Genomic DNA, 15,930 nt, shown 5'->3' with positions numbered 1-15,930 from the left:
AGGATCCTTACGGCTCCTGGTCGCCACGGGTGAAGGAAAGGGTTGCCGTGTCCGCGGATTTCTTTACGAATCCCCGTCGGAGGACGCGTCGTCGCCCGAGTGGGAGGCGAAGTCGCCCTTCACCGCGAGCTGTTCGCCGCCCGCGGTGCCGGTCGCGGTGTACCGGTCGTCCGCCGCGTCGCGGCCGCCGCGCTCATGGTCGTACTGCCCCGCGAACACCCACTCGCCCTTGGCGACCTTGCGGCCCTCCTTGAGCGTCCAGGTGTAGACGAGGAAGCCGTCCTTCTCCTCGGTCGTCAGCGTGAAGTCGTCCTCGGGCAGCGAGCGCCAGGCACCGGACGAGGTGACGCCGCCGGTCTGCGCGACCTTCAACCGCACGGTGAGCGCGGTCAGTTCCTCGGAGGTCTTCAGGGTGATGTTGCTCTGCGCCCAGAAGTCGTTGCTGTGCGGGTCGACCGAGCCGTCCGACCAGAGCGGGCCGTCCTCCTCGCCGGAGGCGGTGACCGGGGCCTGGGCGGTGGGGGTCGCGGAGGGCTGCTGCCGGGTGGGGGTGGCGCTGGGCTTCCTGGTCTCCTGGGCCTCGCCCGGCGACGGGTCGGCCGGTTCGACCGGCGCCCGGCTCGTCGCGTCCGGCGACGGCTCGGGGGTCGCCGTGGTCGCCACGGTCTGCTGCGGAGCGTCGTCCTTCACGGCCGAGGCCACCGCGTAGCCGCCGACGCCGAGCACACACGCGACCGCGGCCGTGGCGCTGACCACCCGCACCCAGCCGAACACCGGCGGGCGGGTCGCCCGGTGGTCCGAGCGGACCTCCTCGGCCATGCCGCGCTCGATCCGCGCCAGGATGCGCGCGCGATCGGGCTCGTGCTGTCCGGCCGCCTCGTGCAGCCGGGCGCGCAGCTCGTCGTGCACGTCCTGCTGCCTCATCGGTTCCGTCCTCCGGTCTCGCCGCCGCGCGCCATCGCCGCGTGCACCTTCTGCGGTACGCCCTGGGAGCCGAGCAGCCGCTGCAGTTCCGCCATGCCCTTGGACGTCTGGGACTTAACCGTACCCACGGAAACACCGAGGGCGAGAGCGGTGTCCTTTTCCGACAGGTCGAACGCGTGCCGCAGGACCACGCACGCCCGTTTCCGGAACGGCAGTCTGCGCAGCGCCTCTTGGACGTCTACGACACCCGCTATGTCCGGGTTCTCCGTCTTCTCCTCGCGCTGTGACCAGAACAGGGCGATCCGCCGGCGCTCGCGGACCGCGCTGCGGATGCGGGTGCGGGCCAGATTGGCGACGACACCACGGGCGTACGCTGCCGGATGGTCGGCCGCGCGCACCCGGTCCCAGCGGTTCCAGAGCGCGAGCAGCGCGTCCGCCGCGAGATCGTCGGCGGCGTCCGACTCGCCGGTCAGCAGATGGGCGAGACGGGACAGTTCGGCGTAGTGACGCTCGAAGAAGGCATGGAACTCCACGGAGGCTGCGTCGTCGACGACCGTGCCCACGGGCGAGACCTCCCTGTGTCTGTCATGTGAATGACATGTGATCATCCGGAGGTTGCCCGGACGAGATCCGGAAGCGTAGCAGTGATCAACCGCGTGGTTCGTACAGGGCTTCGAACGCAGTCTGGCCCACCGGACCCCGATTCCGTAACACGTTGAAAACCTGAAGCGCGTTCAACACGGGAACAATCCAGCCAGCATCCGCGCACAGATCAATCAGGCAACAAGGAGCAACAGCCATGTCCGACACGCAGAAGGTGGCCGACCGGCCGAGTACCCCGCCACCAGCGGCGAACGGCGTCGACCGGTACTTCAAGATCTCCGAGCGGGGATCCACCTTCGCCCGCGAGATACGCGGCGGCTTCGCCACATTCTTCACGATGGCCTACATCCTTGTCCTGAATCCCATCATCCTGGGCAGCGCCAAGGACAAGTTCGGCGACACCCTCGACCCGGTCCAACTCACCACCGCCACCGCCCTGGTGGCCGCGGTGATGACGATCATCATGGGCGTCGGCGGCAACCTGCCCCTCGCGCTCGCCGCGGGCCTCGGATTGAATGCAGTCGTCGCCTTCCAGATCGCCCCGCTGATGAGCTGGGACGACGCGATGGGCCTTGTCGTCCTCGAAGGCCTGCTGATCTGCGTCCTGGTGGTGACCGGTCTGCGCGAGGCCGTCATGCACGCCATCCCGCAACCGCTCAAGCAGGCGATCAGCGTCGGCATCGGCCTGTTCATCGCCTTCATCGGCTTCGTCGACGCCGGCTTCGTCAGTCGCATCCCCGACGCCGCGAACACCACCGTGCCGGTCCAGCTCGGCGGCACCGGCACCCTCTCCGGGTGGCCGATCCTCGTCTTCTGTCTCGGCGTGCTGCTGACGATCGGACTGCTCGCCCGCAAGGTCAAGGGCGCCATCCTGATCAGCATCGTGACCATGACGATCATCGCGATGATCATCAACTCGGCGGCCGACATCAAGAGCTGGGGCCTGACCACGCCCGCGTGGCCCGACAAGCTCGTCGACACCCCGGACTTCGGGCTGATCGGCAACTTCAGCCTCTTCGGGGCGTTCAGCGCCGCCGACGTCGGCATCATCACCGTCGTCCTGCTGATCTTCACGCTGATCCTGTCCGACTTCTTCGACACCATGGGCACGGTCGTCGGCATCAGCGCGGAGGCGGGCCTCCTCGACGAGGAGGGCAAGGTCCCGAACCTCGGCCGGGTGCTGCTCATCGACGGCGCGGCGGCGGTCGCGGGTGGCGCGGCGTCGTCGTCCTCCGCCACGTCGTACATCGAGTCGGCGGCGGGTGTCGGCGAGGGGTCGCGCACCGGCTTCTCGAACCTGATCACCGGTGGCCTCTTCGGCCTCGCCCTGTTCCTGGGCCCGCTGCTCACCATCGTCCCGCTCCAGGCGGCCGCCCCCGCCCTGGTCGCCGTCGGCTTCCTGATGATGACCCAGGTCAAGCACATCGACTGGGAGAAGTACGAGATCGCCATCCCGGCGTTCCTCACCATCGCCGTGATGCCGTTCACGTACTCGATCACCAACGGCATCGGCGCGGGGTTCCTCGCCTACGTCGTGATCAAGACGGTTCTCGGCAAGGCGAAGGAGATCCACTGGCTGCTGTGGGGGACGTCGGCGCTGTTCCTGATCTACTTCGCGATCGACCCGATCGAGCAGATCCTCGGCGCGAAGTGACGTGAGGGGTGGCCCTTGCCAGGGCCACCCCTTCCGCTAGTTCTTGAGCGCCGCTTCCATCATCGCCTTGGCCACCGGCGCCGCCAGACCGTTGCCGCTGACCTCGGAGCGCTCCGCGTTCGACTGCTCCACCAGGACCGCGACGGCGACCTCCTTGCCGTCGGCCTTGCCGTACGAGGTGAACCAGGCGTACGGCGACTCGCTGTTGTTCTCGCCGCGCTGTGCGGTACCCGTCTTGCCGCCGACGGTCGCCCCGGCGATCTGCGCGTTGGTGCCGGTGCCGTCCTTGACGACCGTCTGCATCGCGGACTGGAGCTGCTCGGCGGTCTCGGAGCTGACGACCTCGGTCGTCGACGTCTCGTCGTCGTAGTTCTCCAGTGCATCCCCGCCGTTGTCCGTGATCTGCGACACCATGTGCGGCGAGACCAGCTTGCCGCCGTTGGAGATGGCCGCGGACACCATGGCCATCTGGAGCGGCGTCGCGGTGACATCGAACTGGCCGATGCCGGTGAGGGCCGTCGACGAGTCGTTCATGTCCGACGGGTAGACGCTGGTGTACGCCCGCACGGGCACGTCCTGCGACTCGTCGTTGAAGCCGAACTTCTCCGCCATCGCCCGCAGCTTGTCCTGGCCGAGGTTGAACGCCATCTTCGCGAACACGTTGTTGCAGGAGTACTGGAGCGCGGTGCGGATCGAGGCGTTCTCGCAGGGCGCGGACTTGTTCTCGTTCTCCAGATCGGTGACCGTGCCCGGCAGCCGGTACGGGTCCGGGCTCTCGGTCTTCTCGTCCACCGACGAGTACAGACCGTCCTCCAGCGCGGCCGCCGCCACGACCAGCTTGAACGTCGAACCCGGCGCCACGGGCTGCCGCAGCGCGCGGTTGGTCAGCGGCTTGTCGGAGTCCGTGGTGAGCTTCTTCCAGGCCGAACCGGCCGTGTTGGCGTCGGTCAGCGAGGACGGGTCGTACGACGGGGTCGACACGACGGCAAGAATCCTGCCGGTCGCCGGATCGATCGCGACGGCCGCGCCCTGCTTGTCGCCGAGCGCCTCATAGGCCGCCTTCTGCACGTCCGGGTCGATCGTGGTGACCACGTTGCCGGGTTCGGCGCGCTGGTTGGTGACCGTGTCCATGACGGACTTCAGCCGGCTGTCCGTGCCGTTGAGAAGGTCGGTGTAGATGCCTTCCAGCTGGGTCGGGGCGTAGGCCTGCGAGGCGTAGCCCGTCACCGCGGCGTACAGCTCGCCGTCCTTGTAGGTGCGCTTGTACTTGAGGTCGCTGCCCTTCGTCTGCGTGGAACCGGTGATCGACTCACCGGCCACGATGATGTTCCCGAGCGGCGACGAGTACGTCTCGATCGCGTTCCGCCGGTTGTCGCTGTCGTCCGCGAGCGCCTGGCCGTCGTAGAACTGCACCCAGGTCGCCCGCAGCAGCAGAGCGAACACCAGCAGCAGCGCGAAGACCGAGGCGCGCCTGATCGTCTTGTTCATCCCGCTCAGGTAGACGAGCAGGGCACCGCGAATCGTTCCCGTGCGTCCGCGTTTCTCATGGGACGTTCATACGCGGGCGCCGTCAGCCGTCCAGCGTCAGGACGACCTCGTCGATCTCCTCGCCGCGGGCGTTCGCGTACCCCCGCGCATGGGCCGTCAGCCGGAAACCGCACTTCTCCAGCACGCGCCGGGAACCGGCGTTGTCGGCGGCGGCGCGGGCGTACAGCGGGCGCTCGGGCACCTGGGTCACCAGCTCGCGCAGGGCCGACGTGGCGATGCCCCGCCCCCAGTACGCGCGGTCGATCCAGTACGTCACCTCGCGCTCGTTCGGTTCGCCGTACACCGACGCGCTGCCCACCACGTCCCCGTCCGCCAGGACCGTGCGATGCACGGCGTCGGAGGCCCGGATGCGCTCCCAGTGGGCGTCGAAGGCGTCCCGGTCGGTCGGGTCCTTCGAGGTGAAGGCCGCCATGTGCAGGGCTTCGGGATCGTTCATCTGCCGGAAGAACACCGGCAGATCGCTGTCGTGGACCTCTCGGAGCGTGATCTGCATGCCTCAGAGCCTACGGGTGGCCAGTGTCAGCCGGTCCCGCGCGTCGAACAACGCGTCCTTCACCATCTGTTCGTGCGCCGGCGTGAGCCGGGCCACCGGCACCGAGCAGCTGATCGCGTCCCGCGCGGGGGTCCGGTAGGGGATCGCCACGCCGAAGCAGCGCAGCCCCAGCGTGTTCTCCTCGCGGTCCACGGCGAAGCCCTGCTCCCGCACCAGGTGCAGCTCCTCGATGAGCTTCTCCCGGTCGGTGATCGTGTTCTCGGTGAGCGCGGGCAGTGTCTCCGGGAGCATCTTGCGGACCTGCTCGTCGGTGTAGGTGCTCAGCAGCGCCTTGCCGAGGGAGGTGGAGTGCGCCGGCAGCCGGCGGCCGACCCGGGTGAAGGGGCGCAGATAGTGCTGCGACTGCCGCGTGGCCAGATAGACGACGTTCGTCCCGTCCAGACGCGCCAGGTGGATGGTCTCGGTCGTGTCGTCCGACAGCCGGTCCAGCGTCGGACGCGCCGCCGCGACCACCTCGTCGCCGTCGATGTACGACGTGCCGACCAGCAGCGCCCGCACCCCGATGCCGTACCGCGTGCCCGTCGCGTCCGTCTCCACCCAGCCCAGCTCCACCAGCGTGCGCAGCAGCATGTAGAGGCTGGACTTGGGATAACCGACGGCCTCCTGGACCGCCGCGAGGGAGTGCATGCCGGGGCGTCCGGCGAAGTATTCGAGCAGTTCAACCGTCCGTACCGCGGACTTGACCTGCGCCCCGCCGCCCGTCTCGCCTGCCGACATCGCCCTTGACCCCTTCGTTGGACGGGAAATAGTCTCCAACAGCATATTCACCATCAGAGACAGCGTTCAGTATATCGAACGACCCTGGTGGATGACCTAGGAACTGTGTGGAGGGACCCGCGGTGGCAGCAGCACCAGTCTGGAGTGTCGACCCCCGAACCGGGAAGCAGCGTGAGCAGGTTGCCGTGGAGGCTACCGCCCAGGAGGTGGACGCCACCGTCCGGGCCGCGCACGACGCCCGCGGCGCCCTCGCCGACCGCACGGTCCGCGCCGCTTTCCTGCGTACCGCGGCCGACAAGCTGCAGACCGCCAAGGACCAGCTCGTCGAGGCCGCGGACGCCGAGACCGCGCTCGGCCCGGTCCGGCTCACCGGCGAACTCGCCCGCACCAGCTACCAGCTGCGGGCCTTCGCCGACATCGTCGACGAGGGTGCCTTCCTCGACGTCGTGATCAACCACCCCGACGACACCGCGACGCCGCCGATCCCGGACCTGCGCCGCTACAAGGTGCCGCTCGGCGTCGTCGCCGTCTACTCGGCCTCCAACTTCCCCTTCGCGTTCTCCGTCGCCGGCGGTGACACCGCGAGCGCGCTGGCGGCCGGCAACCCGGTCGTCGTCAAGTCGCACCCCGACCACCCGGGCCTGTCCGAGCTGGTCGCGGCCGTCCTGCGCCGGGCCGCCGCCGAGCACGGCATCCCCGAGAGCGTGCTCGGTCTCGTGCACGGCTTCGAGGCGGGCATCGAGCTGATCAAGCACCCGCTGGTCGCCGCGGCCGGCTTCACCGGGTCCATCCGTGGCGGGCGGGCCCTCTTCGACGCGGCCGCCGCCCGTCCGGTCCCGATCCCCTTCCACGGCGAGCTGGGCTCCCTGAACCCCGTCGTCGTCACCGAGGCCGCGGCCGCCGAGCGCGCCGAGGCCATCGGTACGGGCCTCGCGGGCTCCATGACGCTGGGCGTCGGCCAGTTCTGTGTGAAGCCGGGCCTGGTGCTGGTGCCGTCGGGCGCCGCCGGTGACGGCCTGGTCAAGTCCCTCACGGACGCCGTCAGCGACACCGACGCCGGCGTGCTGCTCGACCACCGTATGCGGGACAACTTCATCGCCGGGGTCGCCGAGCGCGCCCGACTGGCCGATGTGGAGACGCCGGTCACGCCGGGCTCGGGCGGTGACCACACGGTGAGCGCGGGCTTCCTGACGGTACCGGCGGACAAGCTGGCCGCCGAGGGCGAGCACGATCTGCTCCTGGAGGAGTGCTTCGGTCCGGTGACGGTCGTGGCGCGCTACGACGACGACGCGCAGGCGCGGGCCGTGCTGTCGCGGCTGCCGGGCAACCTCACCGCGACGGTGCATCTGTCGACCGAGGAGACCGAGGGCAAGGGGCGTGGCACGGAGATCCTGGCGGAGCTGACGCCGCTGGCGGGGCGAGTGCTCGTCAATGGCTGGCCGACCGGGGTTGCCGTGGCGGCGGCTCAGCATCACGGTGGTCCGTACCCGGCGACGACGTCGACGTCCACGTCGGTCGGTGGCACGGCCATCGAGCGGTGGATGCGGCCGGTTGTCTATCAGACGACGCCCGAGGCTCTGCTGCCGGTGGAGCTGCGGGATGACAACCCGCTGGGGCTGCCGCGTCGGTTCAACGGGCAGTTGGAGCGATAGCGCCGTAGGGGTGCGGGGCTGTGTGGCGGCTGCGGGTTCGTTGTGGCTGGTCGCGCAGTTCCCCGCGCCCCTAAGTTTCTCGACCCACCCTGAGATAGTTGGCTGATGGACATCGAGCTCCCCGAACTGCCCTTCCGCCTCCGTACCTACGGACCTGACGGGCACTGGTCCTACGAGGACGGTGTGCTCACCGGGTGGGCCGGGCCACGGCAGGACCGGTTCGTGCCGCCCACCGCCGAAGGGCTCGATCCCGCCTCCGACGCGCCGCGGCTGCTGGGGGCGCCCGAAGGGGACTTTCAGCTCATCGCCCGTGTCACCGTGGGGTTCAACGCGTCCTTCGACGCGGGTGTGCTCTACGTCCATGTCGGCGACCGGGCCTGGGCCAAGCTCTGTCTGGAGTACTCCCCGGACGTGGCCACCATCTGCACGGTGGTCACCCGGGGACACTCCGACGACGCCAACTCCTTCACCGTGGACGGCAGTTCGGTCTGGCTCAGGGTGAGCCGCACCGGCCGCGCCTTCGCCTTCCACGCCTCCCGGGACGGCGAACGCTGGATATTCGTCCGGCTGTTCACCCTCGACGACGAGAAGAAGAGCGACGCCGCCCTCGTCGGCTTCATGACCCAGTCCCCGATGGGGGAGGGCTGCGTCGTGACGTACGACCACCTGGAGTTCAGGCCCGACTGGCCGAAGGACCTGAGAGACGGAAGCTGAACAGCCACGTCACCGCGAACAGGGCCGCGCCGATCCCGAGGCTCTGCCGCATCCCCTCGACGAACCCGTGGGAGACCAGCGTCCCGAACACCGCGATCCCCAGCCCTCCCGCCGTCTGGCGGGCGGAGTTGAGGACGCCGGCCGCCAGCCCGGCCCGCTCCGCCGGCACCGCCTCCATCATCAGGGACGTCAGTGGCGGCACCGTCAGCGCGCAGCCGACGGACAGCGGGATGAGCAGGGCCGCCACCAGGGCCGCGGGGGTCCCCTCGTCGACGCACACGAGCAGCAGCAGGAGACCGGCCGTCGCCAGGCCCTGGCCGATCAGGATCGGCACCCTCGGCCCGTAGCGCCCCGCCAGCCGTCCCGCGGACACGTTCGATGCCGCGATCAGCCCCGACATCGGCAGGAACAGCAGCCCGGCGTACAGCGCCGAATGCCCCTGCACCTGCTGGAAGAAGAGGGAGAAGACGAACACCACCCCGTAGAAGGCCACACTGCACGCCACCCCCGCCGCGACCGCCACGGAGACGGCCCGGGTATGGAACAGGCCCGGCGGGACCACCGGATGCGCCTGCCGCGCCTCGACCCGCACGAAGAGCAGGCCCGACACCACCGCCACCGTCAGCGCCACCAGCCCTCTCGCCCCGCCCTCGATCACCGCGAACGTCAGCGCCGTCAGGGCCACGATCGCCGTCAGCTGTCCGGGCAGGTCGAGAGGGGCCGGACGCCGCTCCGACCGAGGGGCCCGCACCAGCAGCGCCAGCGCCACGGCCCCCAGCGGCAGGTTGATGAAGAAGATGCCCCGCCAGTCCCAGGCCGTTGTCAGCGCACCGCCCGCCACCGGCCCCAGGGCGACCGCCACCGAACCGCCCGCGGCCCACGCGGCCACGGCACGCGCCCGGCGCGCGGCATCGGGATACGCCTGCCGTACCAGGGCCAGCGACGCCGGAAGCACCACGGCCGCCGCGACGCCCTGCACCGCCCGGGCGCCGATCAGCACCGCCAGGTTCGGTGCCAGCCCGCAGGCCGCCGAGGCGAGGGTGAAGAGCAGGATGCCGATCGTGTACGCCCGGCTCGCCCCGGCGCGGTCCGCGAAGGCGCCGGTGGACAGCATGAGCGCGGCGAAGGCGAGGGTGTAGGCGTCCACCACCCACTGCAGGCCCGCCATCTCCCCACCGAGCGCCGAGCCGATGGCCGGGAGGGCCACGTTCACCACGGACGCGTCGAGAGTGATCAGCGCGAAGCCGAGAAGGGCGGCGACCAGAGTGGTGGCGGGAGAGGTCCTCATGGACTGCGACTCCCCGGAAGGGACGGCGAGTTGACGTTTCCTGGCCAAGTGATTACCGGACATGGCCTCCATGCTGCGGATCTCCGCCGACGTACAGTAGTGGCCTGAATGCCATACGTCCGGAGGGTCTGGCCATGTCCCGCGCCCCGCACCGTGTCGTCGTCATCGCGCCGTCACCGGTCTCGATGTTCAACCTGGCCATCCCCGAGATGCTTTTCGGGAAGGTCGAGGTGGACGGCGGCCAGGGGTACGAGGTCGTCGTCTGCACCCCGGACCCGGGCCCCGTCGCCACCACCGGCGGCCTCGCCCTCCACATCGACCGGGATCTGGACGCGGTCGGGGGCGCCGACACGGTGGTGGTGGCCGGGACGGGCCACCACTACGTCCCCGACCCGCGCACCATCCACGCCGTGCGCGAGGCGGCGGCGGCCGGCAAGCGCGTGACCTCCATCTGCAGCGGCGCCTTCGTCCTGGCCGAGGCCGGCCTCCTGGACGGCCGCAGCGCCACCACGTACTGGCAACTGGCGGACGAACTGCGCGACCGCTACCCGTCCCTGGATCTCCAGGGCGATGTCCTGTACGTACAGGACGGCCAGGTCCTCACCTCCTCCGGCTACGCGGCCGGCATCGACATGTGCCTGCACATGATCCGCACCGACTACGGCGCCGCGGTCGCCAACGAGGTGGCCCGCCTCTCCCTGGTGGCCCCGGTGCGGCCGGGCGGCCAGACCCAGTTCACCCAGACCCCGCTGCCCCCCGAACGCGGCACGGCCTGCGCCGATACCCGGGGCTGGGCCATGCGCCACCTCGACAGGCCCCTCACCCTCACCGACCTCGCCCGCCACGCCGGCGTCTCGGTACGCACCCTCACCCGCCGTTTCCACGCGGAAAGCGGCGTCAGCCCCCTCCAGTGGCTCCTGCACCAGCGCGTCGAGCGCGCGAAGGAACTCCTGGAGACGACCACCCTCCCCATGGACCAGGTGGCCCGTTCCTGTGGCCTCGGCACCGCCGACTCCCTCCGTGCCCATCTGGTGCGCCGCACCGGTCTGACACCGAGCGCCTACCGGGCCCAGTACAGCCGTCTGGGAACCGGGCCGACCGAGGTCACGTCCTCCGTTGCATGATCCATGACAGGGCCGCAGGAGCCCGGGTGATCCGGACCGCCGTACCCGCCGAGGCGGAGGTGGTCGCCGCACTCCACGCGCGCGCCCGGGCCACGTACTACCCCGACGGCGTCCCGGACGACGGCACCGACTGGCTCGCCGCCTGGCAGGGCGCCATCGCCCGGCCGGACGGCCATGTCCTGTGCCTGGTGGACGACGGGCGCGTCGTCGCGCTCGCCTCGTTCCGTACCCCCGAGGGAGCCCCGGCGGAGACGGTCGAGCTCTTCCAGTTCCACGTCGACCCCGACCGGTGGCGCTCCGGCGTCGGCAGTGCCCTGCACGCGGCGTGCGTGGAGCAGTGGCGGGCCGACGGCAAGCGGACCGCCGCGCTGGGGGTGCATGCGGACAACGCGCGGGCGCAGGCCTTCTACACACGCCAGGGCTGGACCCCGCACCCCCTCGAACCGGGGGACCACCATCTGCGCATGACCCTCGCGGTGACCGGGGAATGATCCCCACTCCTTGAACGTTCACCGATTAACCGGAGGCCGTCTCCGTACCCGTGCGACCTGGAAAGAGCCGAAGACATGCGCGTCGAGATCTGGAGCGACATCGCCTGCCCCTGGTGCTACGTGGGCAAGGCCCGCTTCGAGAAGGCGCTCGAGGCCTTCCCGCACCGTGAGCAGGTCGAGGTGGTCCACCGCTCCTTCGAGCTGGACCCGAACCGCGCCAAGGGCGACGTCCAGCCGGTGATCAGCATGCTGACCAAGAAGTACGGCATGAGCGCGGCGCAGGCCCAGGCCGGCGAGGAGAACCTCGGCACGCAGGCCGCCGCGGAGGGCCTGGAGTACCGCACCCGGGACCGCGACCACGGCAACACCTTCGACATGCACCGCCTGCTCCACCTCGCCAAGGCGCGCGGCAGGCAGGACGAGCTCATCCAGCTCTTCTACCGGGCCAACTTCGCGGAGGAACGCTCCGTCTTCGCCGAGGGCGAGGAGCGGCTCGTGGAGCTGGCCGTCGCCGCCGGTCTGGACGCCGACGACGCCCGCAAGGTCCTGGCCGATCCGAACGCCTACGCCGACGACGTCCGCGCCGACGAGCGCGAGGCCGCCGAACTCGGCGCGAACGGCGTGCCGTTCTTCGTCCTCGACCGCAAGTACGGCGTCTCCGGCGCCCAGCCCGCCGAGGTCTTCACCCAGGCGCTGACCCAGGCCTGGGGCGAGCGCCCGCCGCTGAAGCTGATCGAGGACAACGGCGCGGAGGCCTGCGGCCCCGACGGATGCGCGGTACCGCAGCAGCACTGAGACAGCGCAGGTCGGGACGGACCCATAAGAGTTCCTTAGGGGAACCACGTAAAAAATCGCAATGGACTAATGCTTCGAGCGGCTCCAGAGTGGACGTATGGAGACCTTCGAGAGCCTGGTCCGTTCCGAGTTCGCCCCGAAGAACACCTTTCTGAACACCGCGTCCAGCGGTCTGCTCCCCGCCCGCACCGTGACCGCCCTGACGGAGGCCACGAGGATCCGGGCCGAGGGCAGGCCGCTGGACCCGCTGTTCGAGGACGTGGAGAGGGCCCGCGCGGCCTTCGCCCGCCTCGCGGCGGTGCCGACGCACCGGGTGGCGGCCGGCGCCTCCGTCTCCACCTACTCCGGCCTGGTCGCGGCCTCGCTTCCCGCGGGCGCCGAAGTCCTCACCGCGGAGGACGACTTCACGTCCGTCGTGAACCCCTTCCACGCCCGGGGCGACCTCAAGGTCCGCATCGTCCCCCTGGAGCGGCTCGCCGAGTCCGTCCGCCCGGAGACCGCCCTCGTCGCGGTCAGCGCCGCCCAGTCCGCCGACGGCCGCATCGCGGATCTGCCCGCGCTGCGCGAGGCCGCCCGGGCGAACGAGGCCCGGACCTACGTCGACTTCTCCCAGGCCGCCGGATGGCTGGCCATGGACGCGACCGAGCACGACTACACCGTCTCCACCGGCTTCAAATGGCTGCTCGGCCCGCACGGCGCCGCCTTCCTGGTGGTCCCGGAGGACTTCGGCGCCCTGACCCCCCTGCTGGCCGGCTGGGTCGCGGGCGAGATCCCCTGGAACAGCTGCTACGGCCCGATCGCCGAACTCGCCCACTCCGCCCGCCGGTTCGACATCAGCCCCGCCCTGTTCACCTACGCCGGCCTGCGCGCCTCCCTCTCCCTGATCGAGGAACTCGGCGTGGCCGCCATCCACGCCCACGACCTCTCCCTGGCCGACCGCTTCCGCGCGGGCCTCGCCACCCTCGGCCACGAACCGGTGCCGGCCCCCGGCTCGGCGATCGTCTCCGTCCCCGGACTCGGCGCGAAACAGCCCGCGTTGAGCGCGGCGGGCATCGAGGTCTCCGACCGCGCGGGCCATCTGCGCGCCTCCTTCCATCTCTACAACACCCCCGCGGACGTCGACCGCCTGCTGGACGCCCTGTCCGTCTGACCTACGGCGCGTGAATCATTGGCCATGGCCTGTTGTCGTGAACCGCTGGCGCGGGCCCGGCGAGGACGCTAGGAAAGGCACCAGGGGTGGTGGTGCCGGTGGAACACGCGGGCGACACGTCCGTGCGGCCTCCTGTCGACATGGAGCTGCACAGGCGGCTGGTGTACGGCGACGAGTCCGCGCTGACCGAGGCGTACGAGGCGTACGGCGGCCTGGTCCGGCGGGTCGCCGTACGGGTCACCCGCAGCCCGGGCGCCGCCGAGGACGTGGCGCAGGAGGTCTTCACCCACCTGTGGACCAGGCCGTACGCCTTCGACGCCGACCGCGGCACCCTGCGCACCTGGCTCTCCATGCTCGCCCACCGGCGGGCCGTGGACTGGGTGCGCAGCGAGGCCCGGCACCGCAAGGCCGCCGGCGCCGACGACTCGGCGCTCCAGGCCATCCCCGAGCCCGGTCCCGGCCCCGACGAGACGGTCGTCGACCGGGAACGCGCCCTCCTGCTCCACTCCGCCCTCGCCGAACTCCCGCAGACCCAGCGGGAGGTGGTGCACCTGGCCTACTTCGCGGGCCGCACCTACCGGCAGGCCGCGATCGAACTCGGCATCCCCGAGGGAACGGCCAAGACACGGCTGCGCACGGCGTTACGTACCTTGGCCGACTCTTTGGCGGACCCGCCCGACCCCGCGCTGGAAAGAGGCGCATGATGGCAGGAGACCTCGCGCGAAAGGGGGGCGTCCGGTGACCACCGAACACGACGGCGTACGCGACCTGCTGGCCGCCTGGGCCTTCGGAGCGCTGGACCCCGCCGACCGCAGAACGGTCCCGCTGCACCTGGCCGAGTGCGAGAGCTGCGCGGCGGAGGCGGAACGGCTGCGCGAGACGGTACGACTCCTCGACGGCCCCGCGTCGAACGGCGCGGGCCGCCGCCCGGCCGCCGGCATCCTCTCCGGCGCCCTGCGCACCCGCCCCGCCGCACCCCGGGTCGCGCCGCACGCCGCCCCGTACGCCGCGGCGGTGGCCGGCCTCAAGGCGCTGCTGCCCGAGATCGAGGGCCGCTGGACCACCCCGGTCGTGCACGACTGGGATGTGCACGCGACCCTCGCCCACCTCCTCGCCGCCGACGAACACCTGGCGCGGTTGCTCGGTCTGGACACCCGTCTGCCGCTCTCCCGGATCCCGCCCGACACCGACTGGGGGGCGGCCTGGAACGCGCGGACCGCCGAGGTCATCGCCCACGAGTACGGCCGTACGCCCGAGGAGACCGTCGCCGACTGGGCGGCGCAGGCGGACGACCTGCTCACCGCGCCCGAGGCCCTCGATCCCGAACCGGCCGCCCGCGCGGTGACGTTGACGGGGGTACGGCTGCCGATCGCCGACCACTACGTGGTGCGCGCCTTCGAGGCGTGGATCCACACCGACGACATCGGCCGCGCCCTCGGACTCGCCGTCCCGCCGCCGCCCGAGGCGCACCTGTGGCAACTGGTCCACCTGGCCGTCCGTATCCTCGGCCTGGCCCTGGGCCCGGACGCCGCGCCGGTGCTGGTCTCGGTCACCGGCGGCGAACAGTGGGTACTGGGCTCGCAGGACGATCCCGTACGGGCCGAACTCACCCTGGACCCCGTCGACTTCTGCCTGCTGGTGGGCGGCCGCCACACCCCCGACGAGATACCGCGCGGCACCTCGGGCGACGAGGACGCGGCACAGAACGTACTGGACCAGGCGTCCCGGCTGGCCTGGCTCTGAGCGGTCTCGGCGGAACCTTCGACGCCCCCGACCGCGGGACGTTCCACGGCGGGGGCGCGAAGGGCGGCAGGGGCTGCCCGGTGCTCAGCGGACGGGAGTGAAGTCCCGCGCGCCGATGAACTCGGGCCGGCGGATCGGTGCCGCGAACGGCTCCACGGCCGCGTTCTCCACACTGTTGAACACGATGAAGACGTTGCTGCGCGGGAACGGCGTGATGTTGTCGCCGGACCCGTGCATGCAGTTGCAGTCGAACCAGGTCGCCGAACCGGCCTTGCCCGTGAACAGCTTGATGCCGTACTCACCGGCCATCGCGGTGAGCGCCTCGTCCGAGGGCGTGCCCGCGTCCTGCATCTGCAGCGACTGCTTGTAGTTGTCCTTCGGCGTGGCCCCCGCACAGCCGAGGAACGTACGGTGCGAGCCCGGCATGATCATGAGCCCGCCGTTGGTGTCGTAGTTCTCCGTCAGGGCGATGGAGACGGACACCGTCCGCATGTTCGGCAGCCCGTCCTCGGCGTGCCAGGTCTCGAAGTCCGAGTGCCAGTAGAAGCCGGAGGCACCGAAGCCGGGCTTGACGTTGATCCGCGACTGGTGGACGTACACGTCCGAGCCGAGGATCTGCCGGGCCCGTCCGACGACGCGCTCGTCCCGCACCAGGCGCGCGAACACCTCGCTGATCCGGTGCACCTCGAAGACGGACCGGATCTCCTTGGACTTCGGCTCGATGATCGACCGCTCGTCCTCGCGGATCGCGGGGTCGGTGACGAGACGCTCCAACTCCTGCCGGTAGACGGTCACTTCGTCATCGCCGATGAGCTGGTCGACGGCGAGGAAGCCGTCGCGCTCGAACGCCTCCAGCTCGCCCGTGGCGATGGGTCCCGGCGCTCCGGGCCCCGACCAGACGACCGGGTCCTTGCGCGGGAGGGTCACCTCGGTGGCGCCGCGGCTGGGGTAGAGATCGGTGACGGTGGTCATGC

Annotated in this window: 16 protein-coding genes; 9 read left to right on the top strand and 7 right to left on the bottom strand. The window is 70.7% G+C overall.

What is annotated here, in order from left to right:
• Positions 1-63: 63 nt before the first annotated feature.
• A complete protein-coding gene (locus ACIOHP_RS15905) occupies positions 64-924 on the bottom strand; it encodes a hypothetical protein (RefSeq protein WP_361553882.1) in 861 nt (286 codons plus the stop codon).
• Positions 921-1,487, bottom strand: coding sequence for a SigE family RNA polymerase sigma factor (locus ACIOHP_RS15900; protein ID WP_266828930.1), 567 nt, complete (start codon positions 1,485-1,487; stop codon positions 921-923). The genes ACIOHP_RS15905 and ACIOHP_RS15900 overlap by 4 nt, the downstream gene beginning before the upstream one ends.
• Positions 1,488-1,723: 236 nt before the next feature.
• On the opposite strand from ACIOHP_RS15900, the gene ACIOHP_RS15895 reads away from it, so the two are divergent.
• Positions 1,724-3,181, top strand: coding sequence for an NCS2 family permease (locus ACIOHP_RS15895; RefSeq protein ID WP_401887789.1), 1,458 nt, complete (start codon positions 1,724-1,726; stop codon positions 3,179-3,181).
• A 36-nt stretch (positions 3,182-3,217) separates the two neighbouring features.
• Here ACIOHP_RS15895 and ACIOHP_RS15890 read toward each other — a convergent pair whose 3' ends face one another.
• The 3 genes from ACIOHP_RS15890 to ACIOHP_RS15880 all read right to left on the bottom strand — a co-directional run bounded on the left by ACIOHP_RS15890 (position 3,218) and on the right by ACIOHP_RS15880 (position 5,999).
• Entirely contained in the window at positions 3,218-4,669 is a 1,452-nt protein-coding gene (locus ACIOHP_RS15890; protein WP_361553876.1) for a penicillin-binding transpeptidase domain-containing protein, read from the bottom strand.
• Positions 4,670-4,751: 82 nt separating this feature from the next.
• A complete protein-coding gene (locus tag ACIOHP_RS15885) occupies positions 4,752-5,222 on the bottom strand; it encodes a GNAT family N-acetyltransferase (protein ID WP_401887786.1) in 471 nt (156 codons plus the stop codon).
• A gap of 3 nt (positions 5,223-5,225) precedes the next feature.
• A complete protein-coding gene (locus tag ACIOHP_RS15880; RefSeq protein WP_327716337.1) occupies positions 5,226-5,999 on the bottom strand; it encodes an IclR family transcriptional regulator in 774 nt (257 codons plus the stop codon).
• A gap of 122 nt (positions 6,000-6,121) precedes the next feature.
• On the opposite strand from ACIOHP_RS15880, the gene ACIOHP_RS15875 reads away from it, so the two are divergent.
• Both ACIOHP_RS15875 and ACIOHP_RS15870 read left to right on the top strand, forming a co-directional pair.
• A complete protein-coding gene (locus ACIOHP_RS15875; protein WP_401887782.1) occupies positions 6,122-7,651 on the top strand; it encodes an aldehyde dehydrogenase (NADP(+)) in 1,530 nt (509 codons plus the stop codon).
• Between the two features lie 105 nt (positions 7,652-7,756).
• A complete protein-coding gene (locus ACIOHP_RS15870) occupies positions 7,757-8,365 on the top strand; it encodes a DUF1349 domain-containing protein (protein WP_266828942.1) in 609 nt (202 codons plus the stop codon).
• On the opposite strand, the gene ACIOHP_RS15865 is transcribed toward ACIOHP_RS15870, so the two are convergent.
• Entirely contained in the window at positions 8,325-9,653 is a 1,329-nt protein-coding gene (locus ACIOHP_RS15865; protein WP_401887779.1) for an MFS transporter, read from the bottom strand. The two genes, ACIOHP_RS15870 and ACIOHP_RS15865, sit on opposite strands and share 41 nt — an antisense overlap.
• Positions 9,654-9,787: 134 nt before the next feature.
• On the opposite strand from ACIOHP_RS15865, the gene ACIOHP_RS15860 reads away from it, so the two are divergent.
• From ACIOHP_RS15860 to ACIOHP_RS15835, 6 genes are all read left to right on the top strand, one after another.
• A complete protein-coding gene (locus tag ACIOHP_RS15860) occupies positions 9,788-10,777 on the top strand; it encodes a GlxA family transcriptional regulator (RefSeq protein WP_401887777.1) in 990 nt (329 codons plus the stop codon).
• Positions 10,774-11,268, top strand: coding sequence for a GNAT family N-acetyltransferase (locus tag ACIOHP_RS15855; protein ID WP_401887774.1), 495 nt, complete (start codon positions 10,774-10,776; stop codon positions 11,266-11,268). The genes ACIOHP_RS15860 and ACIOHP_RS15855 overlap by 4 nt, the downstream gene beginning before the upstream one ends.
• 75 nt (positions 11,269-11,343) lie before the next feature.
• Positions 11,344-12,063 (top strand): DsbA family oxidoreductase, encoded by a 720-nt coding sequence (locus ACIOHP_RS15850; RefSeq protein ID WP_401887772.1) that lies wholly within the window; start codon positions 11,344-11,346, stop codon positions 12,061-12,063.
• 97 nt (positions 12,064-12,160) lie between these two features.
• On the top strand, positions 12,161-13,213 hold the full coding sequence (locus ACIOHP_RS15845) for an aminotransferase class V-fold PLP-dependent enzyme (protein WP_401887769.1): 1,053 nt from the start codon (positions 12,161-12,163) through the stop codon (positions 13,211-13,213).
• A gap of 86 nt (positions 13,214-13,299) precedes the next feature.
• On the top strand, positions 13,300-13,917 hold the full coding sequence (locus ACIOHP_RS15840; RefSeq protein WP_401887767.1) for an RNA polymerase sigma factor: 618 nt from the start codon (positions 13,300-13,302) through the stop codon (positions 13,915-13,917).
• A 34-nt stretch (positions 13,918-13,951) separates the two neighbouring features.
• Positions 13,952-14,956: a maleylpyruvate isomerase family mycothiol-dependent enzyme gene (locus ACIOHP_RS15835; protein ID WP_401887764.1), complete on the top strand. Its 1,005-nt coding sequence runs from the start codon at positions 13,952-13,954 to the stop codon at positions 14,954-14,956.
• A gap of 84 nt (positions 14,957-15,040) precedes the next feature.
• On the opposite strand, the gene thpD is transcribed toward ACIOHP_RS15835, so the two are convergent.
• A complete protein-coding gene (gene thpD / locus ACIOHP_RS15830; RefSeq protein ID WP_401887762.1) occupies positions 15,041-15,928 on the bottom strand; it encodes an ectoine hydroxylase in 888 nt (295 codons plus the stop codon).
• Between the last annotated feature and the right edge of the window lie 2 nt (positions 15,929-15,930).

It is taken from the genome of Streptomyces sp. NPDC087859 (assembly GCF_044742595.1).
Classification (GTDB): Bacteria; Actinomycetota; Actinomycetes; order Streptomycetales; family Streptomycetaceae; genus Streptomyces; species Streptomyces canus_F.
The sequence above is the reverse complement of the archived record's forward strand: the minus strand, read 5'-3'. Positions and strand labels throughout refer to the sequence as shown.